The following is a 20924-nucleotide window of genomic DNA, read 5'->3' as shown; positions in this document are numbered from 1 at the left end:
GCCCCATGCCCACCACCGATTATGACGCCATCGTGCTGGGAGCCGGCGCGGCCGGACTGATGTGCGCCGCGGTCGCGGGGCAAAGGGGCAAACGCGTCCTGCTGCTCGATCATGCCGAAGAGGTCGGCAAGAAGATCCTGATCTCGGGCGGCGGGCGTTGCAACTTCACCAACATCCATACCGTTCCCGACCGCTATATCTCGGCAAACCCGCATTTCGCGAAGTCGGCGCTCGCGCGTTATGCGCCTGCGGATTTCATCACCCTCGTCGATCGTTATGGCATTGCCCATCATGAAAAGACGCTCGGCCAGCTCTTTTGTGACGGCTCGGCGAAGCAGATCGTCGCGATGCTGCTGGAAGAATGCGCGAAGGGCGGCGTCGATGTCCGCTGCGGCCAGCCGGTACGCGACGTGGCCCATGCCGATGGGGCGTTCCGCGTCACTTTTGGCGACCAGCGCTTTATGGCTCTCAATCTGGTCATCGCAACCGGCGGTCCGTCGATCCCAAAAATGGGCGCGACCGGCTTCGCCTATGATCTCGCGCGCCATTTCGGGCTCAAAGTGGTCGAGCCGCGCCCGGCGCTCGTCCCGCTGACGCTCGGCGGAGACGATGTGCTGTTCCGCGACCTGTCGGGCGTCGCGACCGCGGTCCAGGCGCGCGCGGGCAAGGCCGCGTTCCGCGAGGCCGCGCTGTTCACGCACCGGGGGCTGTCGGGTCCGGCGATTCTCCAGATCAGCAGCTACTGGCGCCATGGCGACCCGGTGACGATCGACTTCCTGCCGGATGCCGCGCCGGGCTGGCTTGTCGAAGCGAAGCGTGCGCGGCCGCGCGCGACGCTGGCGTCGGCGCTTGCTCTGCCCGACCGTCTCGCACAGACGCTAGCCGACCGGCTTGCCCTTCCCGGCGAACTCGGCGCGCAGACCGACCGCAAGCTCGCCGACGCCGAAGCGCGTCTCAGGCACTGGACTTTCCATCCCAATGGCACCGAGGGCTTCGCGAAAGCCGAGGTCACCGTCGGCGGAATTTCGACCGCAAACCTGTCCTCGCAAACAATGATGGCCAAAAGCGTGCCGGGGCTGTATGCGATCGGCGAAGCCGTGGACGTCACCGGGTGGCTGGGCGGCTATAATTTTCAATGGGCTTGGGCCAGCGGATACGCGGCGGGTCAGGCCCTTTAGGAAAAACCATAGAACCATCGTCATGCCGGACGTGATCCGGCATCCACGCGCCATTGCTGAACTTTTGGGCGATGGACCCCGGATCAGGTCCGGGGTGACGAACAGAGAATCGGCCGCCCGTGGCCGCACAGGATAAGAAGAACAAAATGGCTTTTGAAAATCTCTCGCCCGCCCTTGCGGACGCCCTCACCGCGCGCGGCTATGAAGCGCTCACCCCCGTCCAGACGCAGGTCACCGAAGACGAAGCCAGGGGCCGCGATCTGCTCGTCTCGGCACAGACCGGCTCGGGCAAGACCGTCGCCTTCGGCCTCGCGATGGCCGACGAACTGCTCGAAGAAGGCCGCCTACCCTTCGCGACCGCGCCGCTTGCGCTGATCGTCGCGCCGACGCGCGAACTTGCGCTGCAGGTCAGCCGCGAATTGAGCTGGCTTTACGGCAAGGCCGGCGCGCGCATCGCAACCTGCGTCGGCGGGATGGATGCCAGCCGCGAGCGGCGGAACCTCAATCAGGGCGTCCATATCGTCGTCGGCACGCCGGGACGCCTGCGCGACCATCTCGAACGAGGCGCGCTCGACCTCGAGAGCTTGCGCGTCGCGGTGCTCGACGAGGCCGATGAAATGCTCGATATGGGCTTTCGCGAAGATTTGGAAGAAATCCTCGACGCGACCCCTGAGACGCGCCGTACCCTGTTGTTTTCGGCGACGATCCCGAAGCCGATCGCGCAGCTCGCCAAGCGCTATCAACGCGACGCCTTGCGCATCTCGACCGTCGGCGAGGAACGCGGCCATGGCGACATCACCTACCAGGTAGTGACTGTCGCCCCCGCCGATATCGAGGGCGCCGTCATCAACCTGCTCCGCCTGCACGAGGCCGAGACCGCGATGCTGTTCTGCGCGACGCGCGACAATGTCCGCCGCCTGCACGCGAGCCTCGTCGAGCGCGGCTTCGCCGCCGTCGCGCTGTCGGGCGAGCATAGCCAGAACGAACGCAACCATGCGCTGCAGGCGCTGCGCGATCGCCGCGCGCGTGTCTGCGTCGCGACCGACGTCGCCGCGCGCGGCATCGATTTGCCGAGCCTCAGCCTCGTCGTCCATGTCGAAATTCCGCGCGACGCCGAAACGCTGCAGCACCGTTCGGGCCGCACCGGCCGCGCGGGGAAGAAGGGCACGGCGGTGCTGATCGTCCCCTATCCGCGCCGTCGCCGCGTCGACGGCATGCTGCGCGGCGCGAAGATCGAAGCCGAGTGGATGAACGCGCCGACTGCCGCCGACGTACGCCAGCGCGATCAGGAACGGTTGATCGAGAAATTGCTCGCCCCCGTCGAGCATGAGGCCGAGGATCTCGAACTCGCGCAGCGGCTGATGGCCGAGCGCTCGGCCGAGGACATCGCGGCCTCGCTCGTCCGCGCACATCGCGCGCTGATGCCGCCGCCCGAGGACCTGATCGACAATGGACCGCGTCCGCGCGGTGAGCGGCCCGAGCGCGGCGAACGGCCCGAGCGCGGCGAGCATCGTGAGCAGTTCGATGACAGCGTCTGGTTCCGCCTCAACATCGGCCGCCGCCAGAATGCCGACCCGCGCTGGATTCTGCCCCTGCTCTGCCGCCGCGGCCACGTGACCAAGCACGAGATTGGCGCGATCCGCATCGGGCCGAACGAGACGTTGTTCAACATCCCGCTCGCCATCGCCGACCGCTTCGCCGAAGCCGTCCACCGCACTGCGAACCAGGACGGCGAGGACGACAGCGGCGTCGCGATCACCCCGGCGCCCGGCGGCGCGACCTATCCGCCGCGGCGGGAAAAGGGACCGCATCGCGGCGGTCCGCGTCACGGCGCCCCACGCGACAACGGCCCGCGCGACAACGGCCCGCGCGGCGATGGCCCGCGGAAGCCCCGCGGGACAGGCGGCCCCGGCGGAAATGCCGACCGCTACAAGCCCAAACCCTATGGTCAACGCAGCCCGCGCAAGCAGGGGAAGTACTGAGCTGCGTCATTGGGACCCGGCGGAAGCCGGGGAAAGCAATCCTGAGCGGGTTTACGAACACTCTGGATTGCCGCGTCGCCTTCGGCTCCTCGCAATGACAAGGCATATTAGCGGGCAGCCCTTGTGCCCGCCTCGCCCCCGCCCCAGATGGACGGAGACAGCAGGAGAGCGGCGGATGCAAGCGATCGAGGCGTTCATCGAGCAGCAGGGCGGGCCCGAGGTCATCGACTGGCGCGAGGTGACGCTCGGCGATCCCGGCCCCGGTCAGGTGCTGGTGCGGCAAACCGCGGTCGGGCTAAACTATATCGACACCTATCACCGCGACGGCACCTATCCGGTCGAGCTTCCAGGCGGGCTCGGCGTCGAGGCGGCGGGCGAGGTCATCGCGGCCGGGCCAGACGTTCACGGGCTTCAGCCCGGCGACCGCGTCGCCACCTTCGGACCGCAGCGGGGCGCCTATGCCAGCGCGCGCATCGTCCCCGCCGCGTCGCTGTTCAAGCTCCCCGCCGGCATCGACGACGAAACCGCCGCCGCCGCATTGCTCAAGGCCTGCACCGTCGAGATGCTCGTCGAGCGCTGCGCCAAGGTCGAGGCGGGCTGGCCCGTCCTTGTTCATGCCGCAGCGGGTGGTGTCGGGCTGATCCTCGTCCAGTGGCTGAAGGCCATCGGCGCGACCGTCATCGGCACCGTCAGCACGGAGGCGAAGGAGCACGCGGCCCGTGAGGCGGGGATCGATCATGTCATCCGCTACAAGCAGGACGATGTCGCGGCGCATGTTCGCGAGATTACCGACGGCCAGGGCGTTCCCGTCACCTTCGACGGGATCGGCATGGCGACCTGGACGACCTCGCTGAAAGCGACCGCTCGGCGCGGGCTGATCGTCAGCTATGGCAACGCCGGCGGGCCGGTGAGCGGTGTGAACCTCGGCATTCTCGCGCAGCATGGCTCGCAGTTCGTGACGCGGCCGACCCTGTTCGACTATTATCTCCATCCCGGCGAGCGCGCCGCGGGTGCGGCGCGGGTGTTCGAGATGATCGAGAGCGGCGCGGTGCAGATCACCGTGGGCCAGCGTTACTCGCTACAGGATGCGGCACGGGCCCACACGGACCTGGAGGCCGGGCGCACGACGGGATCCACCTTGCTGATTCCGGAGCATCTTTAAACCCCTTCCCGCAAGCGGGAGGGGGCGTTACGCCTTCAACCGCTCGGCGTGCCAGGCGACATGTTCGGCCATGAAGGTCGAGATGAAGTAATAGCTGTGGTCGTAACCCGGCTGCATCCGGATTTCGGCTTTCTGCCCTGCGCGCTCGCACGCTTCGACCAGCAGCCCGGTCTTGAGTTGCTCGGCAAGGAAATTGTCGGCGTCGCCCTGATCGACGAGCAGGTCGGGGACACGCAGTCCTTGGTCGAGCAGCGCGCAAGCGTCATAGGCCTGCCAGTCCTCGCGGTCGCGGCCGAGGTAGCCGGTCAGCGCCTTCTCGCCCCACGGGCAGCGCGACGGCGCGACGATCGGCGAGAAGGCCGAAACCGAGCGGAAACGGTTCTGATTGCGGAGACCGATGGTCAGTGCGCCGTGCCCGCCCATCGAATGGCCGGTGATCGCCTGCCGCGTCAGGTCGGCGCTCGCAAAATTGCGCAGCACCAGCGACGGCAGTTCATCCTCGACATAGGAACGCATCCGATAGTTCTTCGCCCACGGCTCCTCCGTCGCGTCGACATAAAAGCCCGCGCCTAGCCCGAAATCATAAGCGGCGTCGGGATCGTCGGGCACGCCCTCGCCGCGCGGGCTCGTGTCGGGGGCGATGAAGATCACGCCATGCTCGGCACAGGCGGCGCGATATTCGCCCTTTTCCATCACATTGGCGTGGGTACAGGTCAGCCCCGAGAGATACCAGAGCACGGGCAGCTTCGCGCCCGGCGAATGGTCGGGAACGAAGACCGCGAAAATCATGTCGGTGCCGGTCGCGAGGCTGGCATGCTTGTACACACCCTGTGTGCCGCCATGGCTGCGGTTGGTCGAAAGGGTTTCGATGGTCATGCGGGGTCCTGAACCGGAATGGAGGCGATGAGGGGGTGATGCCCCCAATGACGCAGAAGGTCGAGAACCGCCCTCCCCGAAAGCCCGAGGGTGGCGGTGTTGCGGAGCGGGTGGACGTTCACCGGATCGGCCGCCGCCAACCCGGCGTCGAGCACCACGGTGATGCTGCCCGGCGGCGCGTTGATCGCCGCAAGCGGCGTGACCGATCCCGGCGCGATGCCGAGCAGCCGGCCCATGTCCTCGGCCTTGCCGAAGCTGACCCGCTTGCTGCCGATCGCGGCGGGCAATGCCTTGAGGTCGACGCGCGCCTCGCCGGGCACGGTGACGAGCCAGAAGGCGCCGCCATTGTCCTTCAAGAACAAATTCTTGGTATGCGCGCCCGGTATCGCGGCATTCACCGCGTCGCTTTCGGCGACGGTGAACACCGCGACGTGCTCATAGGCGGCGAAGGGGATGGCGAGCGCGCCAAGGTCCGCCAGCAATCCCGCTTCGCCGCGCATGATGGTCCTTACATCCGGTGGAGCGCGCAGAGCTTGTTGCCCGCGGGATCGCGGAGATAGGCGAGATACATTTTCATGCCATTGCCTTCGCGCACGCCCGGCGGATCTTCGATCGCGGTGCCGCCCGCCGCAACGCCCGCGGCGTGCCAGGCGTCGGCCTGTTCGGGGTTCGCCATCGCGATGCCGATCGTGCAGCCGTTGCCCGCGGTCGCCGGCTGGCCATCGATCGGCGCGGTCACGAGGAACAGCCCGCCATTGTGCATATAGATGAGCCGCCCCTTGGGATCGGTGATGCCCGGCTGCCCGCCGATCGCCCCGAAGGTCGCGTCGTAGAATTTCTTCGACGCCTCGAGGTCGTTCGATCCGACCATATTGTGACTGTACATGTTTCCGCTCCTCCTGATTCTGGTTGCGAAACGATACCTACCCCGCGCCTCCGGGGAGGGCCAGCCGCGATTCCGTTCCCCGTTTATCAAAAATGACGAACTTGCCGCTCTAACGGAAGACCACCGTCTTGCGGCCGTCGATCAGGACCCGCTGCTCGGCGACCCAGCGCACTGCGCGTGCGAGCACCTGCGCCTCGGTATCGCGGCCGATGCGGATCAGTTCGTCGATGCCGTCGCGGTGATCGACGCGCTCGACCGCCTGCTCGATGATCGGCCCCTCGTCGAGATCGCTGGTGACGAAATGCGCGGTCGCGCCGATCAGCTTCACCCCCCGCTCGTGCGCGCGGTGATAGGGTTTGGCGCCCTTGAACCCCGGCAGGAAGCTGTGGTGGATGTTGATGCAGCGTCCCGCAAGCTTCGCCGACAGGTCTTGTGAGAGAACCTGCATGTAGCGCGCGAGTACCAGATATTCGGCACCCCCGCGCGCCATCACGTCGAGGATCGCCGCCTCCTGGCCTGCGCGGTTGGCGTCGCTCACCGGCAAATAATGAAAGGGCACCCCGTGCCATTCGGACAGGCGTCGCTGCGCCTCGTGGTTCGAGACGACGCCGACGATATCGATCGCGAGATTGCCGGTCGACCAGCGGTGCAACAGGTCGTTGAGGCAATGACTGCCCTGCGACACCGCGATGACGAAGCGCGGCTTGACCGCGGCGTCGCTGAGCCGGGCATCCATCGCGAAGCGGTCGATGATCGGCGCGAACGCCGCCTGCACGCCCGCAAAGTCTTCGGGAAAGCGCGGCCCGGCGCCGCGGAACTCGACGCGCATGAAGAAACGCCCGGACCCGAGGTCGGCATATTGCTGGCTGTCGAGGATGAAACCGTCGCGCTCGGCAAGCAGCCCCGTCACCGCGGCAACGATGCCGACCGCGTCTATGCAGCTGAACGTCAGGACATAAGGTCCGGTCAAATGCATCCTCCCCAATTCTCATCATTGCGACCCCGGCGAAAGCCGGGGGAAGCAATCCAGAGCGGTTTACGCCTGCTCTGGATTGCCGCTTCGCCTTCGGCTCCTCGCAATGACGAAGCTTGGCGAGAAACGAAACTGCTTTTTAGTATACCACCACGCTGCGGATGCTCTCGCCCGCATGCATCAGGTCGAACCCCTTGTTGATCTCTTCGAGGCCCATGACATGGGTGATCATCGGGTCGATCTCGATCTTGCCGGTCATATACATGTCGACGATCTTCGGCACGTCGGTGCGGCCCTTGGCGCCGCCGAAGGCGGTGCCGCGCCAGTTACGCCCGGTGACGAGCTGAAAGGGACGCGTCGCGATTTCCTTGCCCGCCTCGGCGACGCCGATGATGATCGAGGTGCCCCAGCCGCGGTGGCAGGCCTCCAATGCGGTGCGCATCACCTCGGTATTGCCGGTCGCGTCGAAGGTGTAATCGGCGCCGCCATCGGTCATCTGGACGATCGCCGCGACGACATCCTCGCGGCTCATGCCCTTCGAATTGAGAAATTCGGTCATGCCGAACTTGCGGCCCCATTCTTCGCGGTCGGGATTGATGTCGACGCCGATGATCCGGTTCGCGCCGGCAAGCCGCGCGCCCTGGATCACGTTCAATCCGATACCGCCGAGGCCGAAGACGACGACATTGTCGCCGACCTGCACCTTCGCGGTGTTGATCACCGCGCCGACGCCGGTGGTCACGCCGCAACCGATGTAGCAGCTCGACTGGAACGGCGCGTCCTCGCGAATCTTCGCGACCGCAATCTCGGGCAGCACCGTGAAGTTCGAGAAGGTCGAACAGCCCATATAGTGAAAGATCGGCTGGCCCTTGTAGCTGAACCGCGTCGTGCCGTCGGGCATCAGCCCCTTGCCCTGCGTCGCGCGGATCGCGGTGCAGAGGTTGGTCTTGCCCGACAGGCAGCTTTTGCACTGGCGGCATTCGGGGGTGTAGAGCGGGATCACATGGTCGCCGGGCTTGACGCTGGTGACGCCCGCGCCGACCTCGCGCACGATCCCTGCGCCCTCATGCCCCAGCACGCTCGGGAAGATGCCCTCGCTGTCGAAACCGTCGAGCGTATAAGCATCGGTGTGGCAGATGCCCGTCGCCATGATCTCGACCAGCACCTCGCCCGCCTTCGGGCCTTCGAGGTCGAGTTCGACGATTTCGAGCGGCTTCTTCGCTTCGAACGCAACGGCGGCGCGGGTCTTCATGGGCGGTCTCCTTCTCGGCGCTCCCAATCAGACAAACGCGGCAGCAATGCAAGCATGTGATCCGCTCTGTGGCCGAAGGTCATGGTGAGGTGGCAGCGCGAAGCGCTGACGGAGGGGCTTTGGCGCAACCGTTGCCGCCCCTCCACCCCCGCCTGCGGCGGCGGTCCCCCTCCCCATCGCTGCGCGACAGGGAGGATCGATGGCGGTCCGACCGCCCTTAAAGCCACAAAAGCCTCGCATGCGCGCATGCAATTTATGTCCTTTGTGGCTTTAACGGTGCAGGCACCGGCCTTTAAGGAGACAAAGGATACGGACGGACAGCACGAAACTGTCTCCTTTGTCGCTTTAAGCGAAGATGCGAGTATCAACCTGATCAAAGAGCCAAATCGCAGGCTGCCACAGCGAAATAATGTAGGAAAGCCTTCCCTGCCCCTATCATCACCCCGGACTTGATCCGGAATCCATTATTCCGGCGCTGGCGTGAATAGACCCCGGATCAAGTCCGGGGTGACGATAGGAAGAGGGTCGCCCTCAACACTCCACCACGCTGACCGCCAGCCCGCCCTTCGACGTTTCCTTGTACTTGTCGCGCATGTCGCGGCCCGTCTGCAGCATCGTCGCGATCACCGTGTCGAGGCTGACGACGTGCGTGCCGTCGCCGATCATCGCGATGCGGCTCGCATCAATGGCTTTGATCGCGCCCATCGCGTTGCGCTCGATGCACGGGATTTGCACCAAGCCGCCGATGGGATCGCAGGTGAGGCCGAGGTTATGCTCCATGCCGATCTCGGCGGCGTTCTCGACCTGCGCATTGGTGCCGCCGAGCGCGGCGGTCAACCCCGCCGCCGCCATCGAACAGGCGACGCCGACCTCGCCCTGGCAGCCGACCTCGGCGCCCGAAATGCTGGCGTTGCGCTTATATAATGCGCCGACCGCGCCTGCGGCGAGCAGGAAGGTGCGCACGCCCTTCGCGTCGCCGCGATAGCTGCGCCGGTAATAGCGGATCACCGCCGGGATGATCCCCGCCGCGCCGTTGGTCGGTGCGGTGACGACCTTGCCGCCCGCGGCATTTTCCTCGTTCACCGCCATCGCCCAGAGGTTGATCCAGTCCATCATCGCCATCGGATCGGACAGGTTGGCCTCGTGCCGTTCGCGGATGTCGGCGGCGATCTGCGGCGCGCGGCGCTTGACCTTGAGCCCGCCGGGGAGGACGCCGGTGCTGCTGCATCCCGCGTCGATCGAGCCGTCCATCGCGGCGGCGATCGCATCGAGCCCCGCTTCGACCTGTTCGAGGCTGCGGTGGACAAGCTCGTTTTCGAGCATCATCTCGGCGAAGCTCTTGCCCGACGCCGCGCCCATTTCCATGAGGTCGGCGCCCGACGTGAAGGGATAAGGCAATTCGACCTCATCCTCGGCGCCGCGGCTGTTGCGCCCGGCCTCGTCCTCATCGACGACGAAGCCGCCGCCGATCGAGAAATACATGCGCTTGGCCAGTATCTCGCCATCGCTATCGCGCGCGGTGAAGCTCAGGGCGTTGCTGTGAAAGGGTTGGCGTTGCTTCATCTGGAAATGCAGGTCGCGCGCCGGCTGAAAGCGGACGCGTTGACGGCCGAGCAGATAAAGAAAGCCTTCATTCTCGGCGCGGTCCCAATGCGCCTTGATCGCGGCGAGGCTGGTTTTGGCCGGGATTTCGCCCGCCAGCCCGGCGACGACCGCGGTATCGGCGGCGTGGCCCTTCCCCGTCAGCGCAAGCGAGCCATAGAGATCGGCCTCGACATGCGCCGCCTTGCCGAGCAGGCCGCGTTCGTCGAGCCAGACGGTGAACCGCCGCGCCGCAACCATCGGTCCGACAGTATGCGAGCTCGACGGCCCGACACCGATTTTGAAAAGTTCGAAAAGGCTGATCGTCATGCCGCGCCTATAGGCGAGGAAATAGTCTTATGACAGAAGCCAATGCCTTTACGTCTAAAGCCGCGTGCCCCCGCGAAGGCGGGGGCCCATCATCCGTGGGCGAAAAATAGCGGCGACCGGAGATGGGTCCCCGCCTTCGCGGGGACACACGGTCTTTTCTTTGACGGAAAATTACGCCGGATAGGTCCAGGCGCCATCGCGCGCGAGATTTTCGGCGGCGAAGTCCCAGTTCAGCAGTTCATCGACCACCGCGTCGACATAGGCCGGGCGCAGGTTCTTGCGGTCGATGTAATAGGCATGTTCCCACACGTCGATCACGAGCAGCGGCTTGATCCCCGCGGTGACTTCGGTGCCCGCGTCGTGGGTGTCGGTGACCGACAGCGTGCCGTCGCGCGAGACGAGCCACGCCCAGCCCGACGCGAAATGGTTGACCGCGGTGTCCTTCAGCTTCTTCTTGAGATCGTCGAGCGAACCGAAATCGCGGTCGATCGCGGCCGCGAGATCGCCCGAGGGCGCGGTCTTCTCGGGCGACAGGCTGTTCCAGTAGAAGGCGTGGTTCCACGACTGCGCGCTGTTGTTGAACAGGCCCTTGTTGCCCGACCCTTCGGCGTGGTGGATGATTTCCTCGAGGCTCTTGTCGGCAAGCTCGGTGCCTTCGATCGCGGCGTTGGTCTTGTCGACATAGGCCTTGTGATGCTTGCCATGGTGCGTCGCGAGCGTGTCGGCCGAGATATGCGGCGCCAGCGCGTCCTGGGCATAGGGCAGCGGCGGGAAAGCGATCGTCATGGCAGTCTCCTTTTTTGGTGTTCGGGGCTCTAACTCGGTATCTTCGCCGCGAGTTGCAACCCCGTGACCGCAATTTTCCGGGTTATTTTTCAGGTCACCATCGCGCGCAGGGTCGCGATGCGGTCCGCTTCCTCGGCGGGCTTGTCGCGGCGGATGCGCGAAATCCGCGGGAAGCGCATCGCGAGGCCCGACTTGTGGCGCTTCGAAAGGTGGATCGAATCGAAGGCGACTTCGAGGACGAGCGTCTTTTCGACCTCACGCACCGGGCCGAAGCGATCGACCGTATGGTCGCGCACGAACTTGTCGAGCCATTTGAGCTCCTCGTCGGTGAAGCCCGAATAGGCCTTGCCGACGGGAAGCAACTCGCCCTCGTCGGACCAGCAGCCGAAGCTATAGTCCGAATAGAAGCTCGCGCGGCGGCCGTTGCCGCGCTGGGCGTACATCATCACGCAGTCGGCGACGAGCGGATCGCGCTTCCATTTGTACCAGAGCCCGGCGCGGCGGCCCGCCACATAAGGGGCGTCGCGGCGCTTGAGCATCACCCCTTCGATCGCGGCATCGCGCGCGCCGGCGCGAAGCTCGGCGAGATCGTCGAAATCCTTTGCCTCGATGACTTGCGACAGGTCGAAATGGCTGGCGGCGAGGCGCGGCACGAACGCCTCCAACTGACGTCTGCGTTCGGTCCACGGGAGGGCGCGCAGATCGTTGCCATCGACGGCGAGCAAATCGTAGACGCGCACGAAGGCCGGATAGTCGGCGAGCATCTTCTTCGAGACCGTTTTGCGCCCGAGCCGCTGTTGCAGCGCATTGAAGCTTGCCGCTTCGCCGCCCTGCACCTCGCCGCGGACGAGCAGTTCACCGTCGATCACCGCTTCCTGATCGAAGGCCGCGACCAGTTCGGGAAAAGCGCCGCCGATCTCCTCGCCGCCACGGCTGTAGATGCGCGTCTCGCCAGCGGTGTGGACGATCTGGACGCGGATGCCGTCCCATTTCCATTCGGCGGCATAGGCGGCGAGGTCGATGCTTTCCTCCTCCAGCGGATGCGCGAGCATGAAGGGGCGGAAGAAGGCGACGCCGGCGAGGTCGGGGCGCGGCGTCCTGCCCTCGCCCCAGGCGAAGAGCGGCGCATAGGGCGGCGGGATCGCGTGCCATAGCTCTTCGACGTCGTCGACCGGCACGTCGAACGCCTGCGCGAACGCTTGCTTCGCGAGCCGCGCGGAGATGCCGATGCGCATCCCGCCAAGCGCGAGCTTGAGCAGCGCATAGCGGCCGTCGGCATCGAGGCGATCGAGCAGCGCGGCGAGGATCGCGGGGGCGTCGCTGCGGGTCGCCGCGGACAGCGCATCGACAACGTCCGATACGCCGATGTCGGCTTTGCTTCCCGGCGCGTCGGGCCAGAGCAGTGCCGCCGTCTCGGCCGTGTCGCCGACGAAATGGCGCGACAGGCGAAACAATTCCTCATCGACGCGGGCGCCGAGCAAGGCTCGCACCGTCCCGGCCTTGACCGCCGGGAAGTCGAGGCTCTCGGTCAGCGCGGCGATTGCCCAGCCGCGGTCCGGGTCGGAGGTGTGGCGGAGGTAATCGACGATCAGCGCGAGCTTCGAATTGCGCGAGCGCGTGTAGATCAGCCGGTCGATCAGGGCCGCGAAGCGCTTCACGCCTCCTCCTCCAGATCGCGCCCGACGAGGTGCAGCGCGCGCGCCCTGCGCTGGGTCAACTCGCACCAGCGGAGCAGGCCGTCTTCGCTGCCGTGGGTGATCCAGCTTTCCATGGGGTTCACCTCCTCGATGGTCGCGGTGAGTTCATCCCAGTCGGCATGGTCGGAGATGACGAGCGGCAGTTCGACCATCCGCTGGCGCGCGCGCTGGCGCACGCGCATCCAGCCCGAGGCCATCGCGGTCACCGGATCGGGCAGGCGCCGCGACCAGCGGTCGTTGAGGGCGGAGGGCGGCGCGAGGACGATCTGGCCCGCCATCTCGGCCTTGTCGGTTTCGCTGACGAGCCGGAGTTCGCCGAGGTCGACACCGTGGATCGCATAGAGCCGACACATGCGTTCGAGCGCGCCGTGGATATAGATCGGCGCGCTCCACCCGGCGGCGCGCAGCTCGGCGATCACGCGCTGCGCCTTGCCGAGCGCATAGGCGCCGACGAGCACCGCGCGGCCGGGCTCGGCGCGCACCGCGCCGATCAGCTTGGCGATCTCGTCGGCGGTCGGCGGGTGGCGGAAGACCGGCAGGCCAAAGGTCGCCTCGGTGATGAAGATGTCGCACGGCACGACCTCGAAGGGCGTGCAGGTCGGGTCGGCACGGCGCTTGTAATCGCCCGTGACGACGATCCGCTCGCCCAGATACTCCATCAAAATCTGCGCGCTGCCGAGCACATGCCCCGCGGGGTGAAAACTGAAGCGCACGCCGCCGCGCTCGAATCCGTCGCCATAGACAAAGGCCTGATTATGGCTCGCCGCGGCATCGACACCATAGCGCAGCGCCATGATCGCCAGCGTCTCGGGCGTCGCGAACACCGCGCCATGGCCGCTGCGCGCATGGTCGGCGTGGCCATGCGTCACCGCGGCGCGCGCGACGGGACGCGAGGGGTCGATCCACAGGTCGGCGGGCTTCACATAGAGGCCGCTCTTATGCGGTTCGATCCAATGGAGGCCGCGCTTGGTCATGGCATCAGCCTAGCACGAAGAACATAAAAAGAACAAATCGGCGGCGCGTCAGGCTTCACGCCATTTCGCCGGCAGCGCGATCTCGACGATCAAGCCGCCAGGCTCCCAGCGCCGCTCGATCGTCCCGCCAAGATTATTCTTCACGCTGCGTTCCATCAACAGCGTGCCGAAGCTCGTCCGTTCGGGCGCCGCGACAATGCGATCGCCGCCGCTTTCCGCCCAGGTCAGGCGGAACATCCGGTCCTCGCCCTCGCCGCCATCCTGGGTCCAGGTCACATCGACGCGCCCGTTTTCGCCGGTCAGAGCGCCATGTTTCGCGGCGTTGGTCGCGAGCTCGTTGAAGAAGAGCGCCATCGCGACGAGCGCATTTTCGGGAAGCAGAAGGTCGGGACCCGACCAGCGGACGCGCGGGAAGGCCGCCTCGACCTCGCGCATCAGCGCGTGCATCGACCCGGTCATGAAATTGGCGCCGAGCAGCACGTTCTGCGCGCGGTTGAGCGCGTCGAGCCGGCTGCTGATCCGCTCGACATAATCGTCGACGTCCTTCGCCGCGTGGCGCGTCAGCGAGATGATCGCACTGACCGTCGCGAACAGGTTGCGCATCCGGTGGTGCAGCTCGCGCATCAGCAGATTGGCGTTTTCCTGCCGGCTCTTCTGCTCGGTGATATCGACGCTGACTCCGGTCAGCATCGCATCGCCCGAGCGCGGGTCCCAGTCGCCGCGCGCCGCGTTCCAGCGCACCCCGCGTTCGGGGTTCAGAACGCGATATTCGGCCATGTAGGGCGTGCGGTTCGCGACCGATTCTTCGAGCGTCATGCGAAGCGCGGCGCGGTCGTCGGGATGGACGAGCTCGAAGAAGCCAGTGCCCGTCGCAAGGGCCGCCTCGAAGCCCGAACCCCAGAGCTCGGCGCCCGCGCCGTGGGTCTGCAGACGGTCGGTCCGCGCATCATATTGCCAGGTCGCGATCCCCGAGAAATCGAGCGCGCGTTCGAGCGTCCGGCGCGCCTCGTCGCGTTCGGCGGCGGTGCGGCGGAGTTCCGCCTCGGCCATGATGATCGCGGCGAAATCCTGTAGCCGCTCGACCTCGCGCGCGGCGAGCGGCGCACGCTCGCGGCGGTCGATGACGCACAAGGTGCCGAGTACCGCGTCGTTGTAGGCGCGCAGCGGCACCCCGGCGTAGAAGCGAATGAACGGTTCGCCGGTGACGAGAATATTGTCGCGAAAGCGATCGTCTTCGCGCGCGTCGGACACGATCAGCGGCGCATCGCCCGTCACCACATGCTGGCAGAAGCTGATGTCGCGCGGGGTCTCCCGAAGGTCGAGTCCATGCGCCGACTTGAACCACTGGCGGCAGTCATCGACCAACGTCACGAGCGCGATCGGCGTCTCGAACAGGTCGGCGACCAGCTTGGTCACCCGGTCGAACCCCGCCTCGGGTTCCGTATCGAGCAGCCGATATTCGCGAAGGGTCGCAAGCCGCCACGCTTCGCGGCGTGCCGCATCGCCTTCCTCGCCGTCCGCCAACGCGTCTCCCCCCATTCCCGCGGGTGCCGTCGCACCAATATCCGCACCGGGCCGCTCTGCCATGAATCGGGTCCCTAAAAAAGCATAGTCGTGGCGCGGCAGGAAAAGTGAAACGATTCCACTTCCTTAGGCGCTGATCGGTCGCGTCCCGGCGGAGTCTACGCATCGCGCGCCAACAAGTTGCAGCACGCGGCGCTTTGCGCACAGGGAACCCGAAGCCCGCACCCGGCGTATCCCCTTCGACAAGAGGGAGTGATATCGATGAGCTTGGGCGATGAAATCCGCGGACATCTGCCGTTCCTGCGCCGCTATGCACGCGCGCTTACCGGCAGCCAGCAGCATGGCGACAATTTCGTGCACACGACGCTGGAGGTGATCGTCGCCGCCCCCGACGAATTCCACAGCGGCACCGATACGCGGATCGACCTCTATCGCAATTTCCACCGCATCTGGGAAAGCGCCTTCATCGAGGATGGCGAAGGCTCCGACGATGGCGAGGACCCGCTCGTCCGCGCCGCGAACCGCCGGCTCGCCCGAATCACGCCGCTCGGACGGCAGATGCTGCTGCTGACCGCGCTCGAAGGCTTTTCGGTCGAGGAGGCCGCGGCGATCACCGGCGCCGACGCCGCGACGGTCGAGGTACTGCTCGCCGATGCGGCGGGCGAGATCGACCGCGAAGCGCGCACCTCGGTGCTGATCATCGAGGACGAGCCGCTGATCGCGATGGACCTCGAACAGATCGTGCGCGGTCTGGGACATGAGGTCGCAGGGATCGCGACGACGCACGAGGATGCCCTCGCGGCGTTCGAGAATAGCGACGCCGGCCTCGTGCTTGCCGATATCCAGCTGGCCGACGGCTCTTCGGGAATCGACGCCGTGCAGGACATATTGGCGATCGCGCCGGTGCCCGCGATCTTCATCACCGCGTTCCCCGAGCGGCTGCTGACCGGCCATCGCGTCGAGCCGACCTTCCTGATCGCCAAGCCGTTCGGCGAGAATACCGTGCGCGCAGCGATCAGCCAGAGCCTGTTGTTCACGCCGCAGCTGGCGGCCTGAAGCCTTTCAATCCGGCGAAGGCCCGCCGCCGGTCAGCTGATCCACATCGCCCATGATCGCCGCGAAGGCTTCGCTCGGCGCGAGCGGGTCCTCGCTGCGCCGCGGCATTTCGCCACTGTCCAATATCCCCTGCAACGCAGCGCGGCCGCGCGACACGCGGCTCTTCATCGTGCCGACCGCGCAGCCGCAGATCTCGGCGCCCTCTTCATAGGAGAGCTGGCCGGCGCCGATCAGGATCAGCGCCTCGCGCTGGTCCACCGGCAGCAGCATCAGCGCGCGCTGGACGTCGGCGAGATGCAGGCTGTCGTCCTGATCGTCGGGCGCGACGAGCAGCCGCTCGGCGGCGAGCTCGTCATATTCGGCGGTGAATTTCTTGCGCCGCATCTGCGACAGGAAGCAGTTGCGCAGGATGACGAAGGCCCAGCTCTTCATGCTCGACCCGCCGGGGATATAGCTGGCACGCGCCTTCCACGCCTTCAGCATGGTTTCCTGCACCAGATCGTCGGCCAGATCGGCGTTGCCGGTCAGGCTGCGACCGAAAGCGCGCAGGTGCGGCAGCATCGCCGCCAGCTCCTGTTTGAAGCGGACATCGTCGAGCGGCTGGGCGGATTCGTCGCTGATAAGGCGGCCTTTATCGTTGGGATGCGGGCTCCGCATCCGGATTGGGAAACAGGCTTAGCGTCCGAAGTGCGGCTTGAAAACCATAAGTATCTCATAAGCTTTCAGTTTGGCACCATGGCCCGCTGTGCCTTTCGCGCCACACCCCGGCGCAAAAATCGACGAACTGCGGGAACCAGCGGCGCCCTCTGTCGTTGCTTCAGGCATGGCAACGCACGGCAACAACAGGATGAACGGACGGGACGGGCGCGAGCCCGCCGCCGATACGCCGCGCCGGGCGAACGGCAGCTTCCCCGGCACCGGCAGCGACCATTGGCACCGCGCGCTGACCGGGCGCCAGTCGCCCGAGCCGGTGAGCGCAAAGCTCCGCATGATCTATGGCAATATCGTATCGGAGCAGCTCCCCGACCAGATGCTCGACCTTTTGACGCAGCTCGATCGCAAAAGCCCGAAGCAATAATGGCCCGAACCGACACGGCGCCGCCGCCGCAGGACGACAATTCGCTTTCGGACGGCGAGTTCAAGGCGCTGCTCGCCGGCGTCATTCCGCATCTGCGCGCCTATGGCCGCAGCCTGTCGGGCAATCCCGACCTCGCCGACGACCTGACGCAGGATACGATGGTCAAGGCATGGGCGTCGCGCGACCGGTTCGAGAAGGGGACGTCGATCAAGGCATGGACCTTCGTCATCCTGCGCAACACCTTTCTGTCGCAGATGCGCCGCAACAAGTTTCATGGCGAATATGACGAGAGCGCGGTCGAGCGCACCCTGTCGACCCCGGCGCGGCAGGAAGAGGCGGGTGAGATGACCGACCTCCAGCGCGCGCTGATGGAACTGCCGCAGGACCAGCGCGAGGCGCTGATCCTCGTCGGCGCCGGCGGCCTGTCCTATGAGGAAGCGGCGCAGATCTGCGACTGCGCGCTCGGGACGATGAAGAGCCGCGTGTCGCGCGCGCGCGCGGCGCTCGAGGAGATCATGGCGCGCGGGCAATTCTCGCAAAAACGCGCCGATGCTCCGGCTGCGAGCGAGGCGATCGACGCGATCATGGACAGCGTCGAAGAAATCACCGCGCGGCGCGAAGGGCCGGGACGCTAGGCGGCTCTCGACAAGGGCGCGGCGGCGCGCCAGACTGGCCGGGCGCCTCCCCAGCAAAGCGAGCAAGACCATGAAGAAGATTCCCGTCCTCGTCTTTTCCGCGGCGATGATCGTCGCCGCCTGTTCGAGCGGCACCACCGGCAATGCCGCGCCCGCCGACACCGCGACGCTCGACGCCTCGGGCGCGCAGCCCGCGACACCGCTGGCCGACGCGCCCTTCACGGTGCAGGAGGTCGCGGCCTTCGACGAGCCCTGGGCGATGACCTTCCTTCCCGGCGGCAAGCAGGCACTGATCACCGAGCGCGCGGGCAAGCTCAAACTCTGGCAGGAAGGCGGCTCCACGCTCGACGTCGCGGGCGTGCCGGCGGTCGCCTATGGCGGCCAGGGCGGGCTCGGCGACGTCATTCTCGCGCCCGATTTCGCGACGAGCGGCACCGTCTATCTGAGCTGGGTCGAGGCCGGTGACAGCGGCAATTTCGGCGCGGTGATCGGCAGGGCGAAGTTGGTGCAGGGCGCGGCGCCGCGGCTCGACGGTTTGCGGATCATCTGGAAGCAGGACCCGAAGGTCCCCGGCCGCGGCCATTTCTCGCACCGCCTCGCCTTTTCGCCCGACGGCCGCTATCTGTTCGTCACCTCGGGCGAGCGGCAGAAGTTCGATCCGGCGCAGGACATGGGCCAGAATCTCGGCAAGGTGCTGCGCCTGAACCCCGACGGCAGCGTGCCCGCCGACAACCCCTTCGCCGCGCAGGGCGGCATCACCGCGCAAATCTGGTCGCTCGGCCACCGCAATCTTCTGGGCCTCGCCTTCGACGGCCACGGCCGGCTCTGGCAGCAGGAGATGGGGCCGAAGGGCGGCGACGAGGTCAATCTGGTCGAGGCGAAGGCCAATTACGGCTATCCGATCGTCTCGAACGGCGATCATTATGACGGCAAGGACATTCCCGACCACCCGACGCGCCCCGAATTCGCGGCGCCGAAGCTGTGGTGGAACCCGTCGATCTCGCCCGCGGGGCTCGCCTGGTACGGTGGCGATCTCTATCCGGGCTGGAAGAACAACCTGCTGATGGGGGCGCTGTCGGGCGAGGGGCTGATCCGGATGGCGATCGACGGCGAGCGGCTCCACAAGTCCGACCGCTGGGATTTCGGCCGGCGCATCCGCGAGGTCGAGGTGCGCGAGGACGGCAGCGTCTGGCTGCTCAGCGACGGCAAGGACGGCAAGCTGCTGAAGCTGGTTCCGAAAGGCTAGGATCGGGATGATCCGCGGCTTCCTCACCCGGCGCGCCGAATGGCCGGCGCGCATCGCCGATCCCGACGCGCCGCCGCCGCTGTCGCTGCTGTGGCGCGAGATCGGCGCGCTCCTGCGCGCGCTCGCCGGCCGCATCCGTCCGCTGCCGCCCGAGCCCAATCCCGACAGCGCGCATCCGCCGGTGATGGTCCTGCCCGGTTTCCTGTCGGGTGACTGGGCGACCAAGGCGCTGCGCGGCGACCTCCGCCGCGCGGGCTTTCGCTGCTATGCCTGGGGCCTCGGCTTCAACCGCGGCGCGACCCCCGATATCATCGAGCGCATCGATAGCCGCGTGCAGTGGATCATCGACCGCACGGGCTATCCCCCCGCGCTCGTCGGCTGGAGCCTCGGCGGCATCTATGCGCGCGAATATGCGAAGCATCATCCGGGCAAGGTCGCGCGCGTCGTCACGCTCGGCTCGCCCTTTTCGGGCAGCCGCCGCGCGAACCGCGCGTGGCGCCTCTATCATTTCGTCGCGCGGCACCCGGTCGACAATCCGCCGATCGATTTCCACCCCGCGCCGCGCCCGGCGATGCCGACCTTCGCGCTCTGGTCGAAGCATGACGGCGTCGTCGCGGTGAACAGCGCACGCGGGACGCGCGACGAGAGCGATCGCCGGATCGAGGTCGATTGCGGGCATATGGGCTTCGCCTATGCGCAAAGCTCTGTGGCGGCCATCGTCAAGGCGCTGACCGAAGAGGTCGGCGAGCCCGCCTGACCCCCGCGGCTCAGCACACGTCGATGCGGTCGAGCGGCGCGGGGCGCCATGCGAGGAGCATTCGTCCCGGACGCCGCCCCGCGAGCCCGGTCGATACGAAGCCGGTACGGCGCAGCAGCGCGCGCGAGCGCTCATTGTCGGGGTGGCATTCGGCGACCACCGAACAGCCAGGCCGCGACGCGGTCAGCGCGCCGACCACCGCGCGCACCGCTTCGGTCGCGATACCGCGGCCGCGTGCGCGGGCGGCGAACCAGTAGCCGATCTCATAATCCTGCCCCGCGCGGCGATGGACGCCGATCACCCCGTTGAGCGCGGCGTCGCCGCTGCCGCGCACGGCATGAAAGACATCGCCGCCACCCGAGCGAGCGATCAATTCGCGCGCGTCGCTTTCGGTGAAGGGCGCGGGCAGGAAATCGATCCGCGAGGTCACCGATTCGTCGGTGATCGCGGCAAGTTCGCGCGCATCGTCCGCCGTCAGCGGGGTGATGCGGCAATGGTCGGTCGACAGGGCAAGCAGAGTATCGGTCATGTCGCGTCTTCTTCAAAAAACGCACGCCGTGACCGATGGGGTGATGCTGTGATGACAATCATTCGCCTTCCGGAACACGGCGGCGATGGTCACAGGATGATGCCATGCCGCTCCTAGATAAAGGAGCGCCAATACGCCTTGAATCGCAGGGATCGGTCGTTGGTCATCGCGGGCGGGATATTCGGATTCTTTGCGGGGGTCAATGCGGAAGCGGCGGGGCGGTCGGGGTGTGTCGGTTTTCGACCGGAAGCGGACCTGTCATTGATCGTCATCCCGGACTTGATCCGGGATGACGAATGTCTGGAAATGATCGACCGGAAGGGGACAAGCCAAAGCTATACTCCCGTTCGTGTCGAGCGCAGTCGAGACACGCTTGGGAAGCGCCAGCCTTCGCGTGTCTCGACTTCGCTCGACACGAACGG

The 20924-nt window shown here is 66.5% G+C and carries 21 protein-coding genes; 9 read left to right on the top strand and 12 right to left on the bottom strand.

What is annotated here, in order from left to right; all coding sequences use genetic code 11:
- The first annotated feature begins 5 nt into the window (after positions 1–5).
- The 3 genes from ACE3SL_RS06295 (at position 6) to ACE3SL_RS06285 (ending at position 4322) form a co-directional block, all read left to right on the top strand.
- Positions 6–1178 (top strand): NAD(P)/FAD-dependent oxidoreductase, encoded by a 1173-nt coding sequence (locus tag ACE3SL_RS06295; protein WP_374524903.1) that lies wholly within the window; start codon positions 6–8, stop codon positions 1176–1178.
- Positions 1179–1324: 146 nt separating this feature from the next.
- The gene (locus tag ACE3SL_RS06290; protein WP_374524902.1) at positions 1325–3160 is read left to right on the top strand and encodes a DEAD/DEAH box helicase; all 1836 of its coding nucleotides are present in this window, start codon (positions 1325–1327) and stop codon (positions 3158–3160) included.
- Positions 3161–3335: 175 nt separating this feature from the next.
- On the top strand, positions 3336–4322 hold the full coding sequence (locus ACE3SL_RS06285) for a quinone oxidoreductase (protein WP_374524901.1): 987 nt from the start codon (positions 3336–3338) through the stop codon (positions 4320–4322).
- Between the two features lie 27 nt (positions 4323–4349).
- On the opposite strand, the gene fghA is transcribed toward ACE3SL_RS06285, so the two are convergent.
- The 10 genes from fghA to ACE3SL_RS06235 form a co-directional block, all read right to left on the bottom strand.
- Complete coding sequence (fghA, locus tag ACE3SL_RS06280; RefSeq protein WP_374524900.1) at positions 4350–5198, bottom strand: S-formylglutathione hydrolase; 849 nt, start codon at positions 5196–5198, stop codon at positions 4350–4352.
- The gene (locus ACE3SL_RS06275; RefSeq protein ID WP_374524899.1) at positions 5195–5698 is read right to left on the bottom strand and encodes a prolyl-tRNA synthetase associated domain-containing protein; all 504 of its coding nucleotides are present in this window, start codon (positions 5696–5698) and stop codon (positions 5195–5197) included. The genes fghA and ACE3SL_RS06275 overlap by 4 nt, the downstream gene beginning before the upstream one ends.
- A gap of 8 nt (positions 5699–5706) precedes the next feature.
- Positions 5707–6084: a VOC family protein gene (locus ACE3SL_RS06270; protein WP_374524898.1), complete on the bottom strand. Its 378-nt coding sequence runs from the start codon at positions 6082–6084 to the stop codon at positions 5707–5709.
- Between the two features lie 109 nt (positions 6085–6193).
- The gene (gene purU, locus ACE3SL_RS06265) at positions 6194–7060 is read right to left on the bottom strand and encodes a formyltetrahydrofolate deformylase (RefSeq protein WP_374524897.1); all 867 of its coding nucleotides are present in this window, start codon (positions 7058–7060) and stop codon (positions 6194–6196) included.
- 136 nt (positions 7061–7196) lie between these two features.
- Positions 7197–8309, bottom strand: coding sequence for an S-(hydroxymethyl)glutathione dehydrogenase/class III alcohol dehydrogenase (locus tag ACE3SL_RS06260; RefSeq protein ID WP_374524896.1), 1113 nt, complete (start codon positions 8307–8309; stop codon positions 7197–7199).
- A gap of 531 nt (positions 8310–8840) precedes the next feature.
- Positions 8841–10220, bottom strand: coding sequence for an L-serine ammonia-lyase (locus ACE3SL_RS06255; protein ID WP_374524895.1), 1380 nt, complete (start codon positions 10218–10220; stop codon positions 8841–8843).
- A 171-nt stretch (positions 10221–10391) separates the two neighbouring features.
- On the bottom strand, positions 10392–11006 hold the full coding sequence (locus ACE3SL_RS06250) for a superoxide dismutase (RefSeq protein ID WP_374524894.1): 615 nt from the start codon (positions 11004–11006) through the stop codon (positions 10392–10394).
- 89 nt (positions 11007–11095) lie between these two features.
- Complete coding sequence (locus tag ACE3SL_RS06245; RefSeq protein ID WP_374524893.1) at positions 11096–12664, bottom strand: cisplatin damage response ATP-dependent DNA ligase; 1569 nt, start codon at positions 12662–12664, stop codon at positions 11096–11098.
- Positions 12661–13677 (bottom strand): ligase-associated DNA damage response exonuclease, encoded by a 1017-nt coding sequence (locus ACE3SL_RS06240; RefSeq protein ID WP_374524892.1) that lies wholly within the window; start codon positions 13675–13677, stop codon positions 12661–12663. The genes ACE3SL_RS06245 and ACE3SL_RS06240 overlap by 4 nt, the downstream gene beginning before the upstream one ends.
- Before the next feature lie 48 nt (positions 13678–13725).
- The gene (locus tag ACE3SL_RS06235; RefSeq protein ID WP_374524891.1) at positions 13726–15264 is read right to left on the bottom strand and encodes a sensor histidine kinase; all 1539 of its coding nucleotides are present in this window, start codon (positions 15262–15264) and stop codon (positions 13726–13728) included.
- A gap of 198 nt (positions 15265–15462) precedes the next feature.
- Here ACE3SL_RS06235 and ACE3SL_RS06230 point away from each other — a divergent pair, with 198 nt between their 5' ends.
- On the top strand, positions 15463–16257 hold the full coding sequence (locus ACE3SL_RS06230) for a response regulator (protein ID WP_374524890.1): 795 nt from the start codon (positions 15463–15465) through the stop codon (positions 16255–16257).
- A gap of 6 nt (positions 16258–16263) precedes the next feature.
- On the opposite strand, the gene ACE3SL_RS06225 is transcribed toward ACE3SL_RS06230, so the two are convergent.
- The gene (locus ACE3SL_RS06225) at positions 16264–16914 is read right to left on the bottom strand and encodes a sigma-70 family RNA polymerase sigma factor (RefSeq protein ID WP_374524889.1); all 651 of its coding nucleotides are present in this window, start codon (positions 16912–16914) and stop codon (positions 16264–16266) included.
- A 166-nt stretch (positions 16915–17080) separates the two neighbouring features.
- On the opposite strand from ACE3SL_RS06225, the gene ACE3SL_RS06220 reads away from it, so the two are divergent.
- The 4 genes from ACE3SL_RS06220 to ACE3SL_RS06205 all read left to right on the top strand — a co-directional run bounded on the left by ACE3SL_RS06220 (position 17081) and on the right by ACE3SL_RS06205 (position 19973).
- A complete protein-coding gene (locus ACE3SL_RS06220) occupies positions 17081–17335 on the top strand; it encodes a NepR family anti-sigma factor (RefSeq protein WP_374524888.1) in 255 nt (84 codons plus the stop codon).
- Entirely contained in the window at positions 17335–17970 is a 636-nt protein-coding gene (locus tag ACE3SL_RS06215; protein WP_374524887.1) for a sigma-70 family RNA polymerase sigma factor, read from the top strand. The genes ACE3SL_RS06220 and ACE3SL_RS06215 overlap by 1 nt, the downstream gene beginning before the upstream one ends.
- Positions 17971–18040: 70 nt before the next feature.
- The gene (locus ACE3SL_RS06210; RefSeq protein WP_374524886.1) at positions 18041–19216 is read left to right on the top strand and encodes a PQQ-dependent sugar dehydrogenase; all 1176 of its coding nucleotides are present in this window, start codon (positions 18041–18043) and stop codon (positions 19214–19216) included.
- Positions 19217–19223: 7 nt separating this feature from the next.
- Entirely contained in the window at positions 19224–19973 is a 750-nt protein-coding gene (locus tag ACE3SL_RS06205; protein WP_374524885.1) for an esterase/lipase family protein, read from the top strand.
- A gap of 10 nt (positions 19974–19983) precedes the next feature.
- Here the strand turns inward: ACE3SL_RS06205 and ACE3SL_RS06200 are convergent, their stop codons facing one another.
- Entirely contained in the window at positions 19984–20502 is a 519-nt protein-coding gene (locus ACE3SL_RS06200; protein WP_374524884.1) for a GNAT family N-acetyltransferase, read from the bottom strand.
- A 159-nt stretch (positions 20503–20661) separates the two neighbouring features.
- On the opposite strand from ACE3SL_RS06200, the gene ACE3SL_RS06195 reads away from it, so the two are divergent.
- A partial coding sequence (locus ACE3SL_RS06195; RefSeq protein WP_374524883.1) for a hypothetical protein occupies positions 20662–20924 on the top strand: 263 nt, incomplete at its 3' end.

Origin of the sequence: Sphingopyxis sp. (assembly GCF_041916015.1) — a bacterium.
Classification (GTDB): domain Bacteria; phylum Pseudomonadota; class Alphaproteobacteria; order Sphingomonadales; family Sphingomonadaceae; genus Sphingopyxis.
Note: the sequence above shows the minus strand (reverse complement) of the source record. Positions and strands in the feature narration are given on the sequence as shown.

Coding starts and splice junctions, on each gene's coding strand:
- ACE3SL_RS06200 (WP_374524884.1), bottom strand. CDS start 20,502: ATGACCGATACTCTGCTTGCCCTGTCGACCGACCATTGCCGCATCACC.
- ACE3SL_RS06235 (WP_374524891.1), bottom strand. CDS start 15,264: ATGGCAGAGCGGCCCGGTGCGGATATTGGTGCGACGGCACCCGCGGGA.
- ACE3SL_RS06205 (WP_374524885.1), top strand. CDS start 19,224: ATGATCCGCGGCTTCCTCACCCGGCGCGCCGAATGGCCGGCGCGCATC.
- ACE3SL_RS06285 (WP_374524901.1), top strand. CDS start 3,336: ATGCAAGCGATCGAGGCGTTCATCGAGCAGCAGGGCGGGCCCGAGGTC.
- purU (WP_374524897.1), bottom strand. CDS start 7,060: ATGCATTTGACCGGACCTTATGTCCTGACGTTCAGCTGCATAGACGCG.
- ACE3SL_RS06295 (WP_374524903.1), top strand. CDS start 6: ATGCCCACCACCGATTATGACGCCATCGTGCTGGGAGCCGGCGCGGCC.
- ACE3SL_RS06250 (WP_374524894.1), bottom strand. CDS start 11,006: ATGACGATCGCTTTCCCGCCGCTGCCCTATGCCCAGGACGCGCTGGCG.
- ACE3SL_RS06290 (WP_374524902.1), top strand. CDS start 1,325: ATGGCTTTTGAAAATCTCTCGCCCGCCCTTGCGGACGCCCTCACCGCG.
- ACE3SL_RS06210 (WP_374524886.1), top strand. CDS start 18,041: ATGAAGAAGATTCCCGTCCTCGTCTTTTCCGCGGCGATGATCGTCGCC.
- ACE3SL_RS06215 (WP_374524887.1), top strand. CDS start 17,335: ATGGCCCGAACCGACACGGCGCCGCCGCCGCAGGACGACAATTCGCTT.
- ACE3SL_RS06270 (WP_374524898.1), bottom strand. CDS start 6,084: ATGTACAGTCACAATATGGTCGGATCGAACGACCTCGAGGCGTCGAAG.
- ACE3SL_RS06275 (WP_374524899.1), bottom strand. CDS start 5,698: ATGCGCGGCGAAGCGGGATTGCTGGCGGACCTTGGCGCGCTCGCCATC.
- ACE3SL_RS06230 (WP_374524890.1), top strand. CDS start 15,463: ATGAGCTTGGGCGATGAAATCCGCGGACATCTGCCGTTCCTGCGCCGC.
- ACE3SL_RS06260 (WP_374524896.1), bottom strand. CDS start 8,309: ATGAAGACCCGCGCCGCCGTTGCGTTCGAAGCGAAGAAGCCGCTCGAA.
- ACE3SL_RS06240 (WP_374524892.1), bottom strand. CDS start 13,677: ATGACCAAGCGCGGCCTCCATTGGATCGAACCGCATAAGAGCGGCCTC.
- ACE3SL_RS06255 (WP_374524895.1), bottom strand. CDS start 10,220: ATGACGATCAGCCTTTTCGAACTTTTCAAAATCGGTGTCGGGCCGTCG.
- ACE3SL_RS06220 (WP_374524888.1), top strand. CDS start 17,081: ATGGCAACGCACGGCAACAACAGGATGAACGGACGGGACGGGCGCGAG.
- ACE3SL_RS06225 (WP_374524889.1), bottom strand. CDS start 16,914: ATGCGGAGCCCGCATCCCAACGATAAAGGCCGCCTTATCAGCGACGAA.
- fghA (WP_374524900.1), bottom strand. CDS start 5,198: ATGACCATCGAAACCCTTTCGACCAACCGCAGCCATGGCGGCACACAG.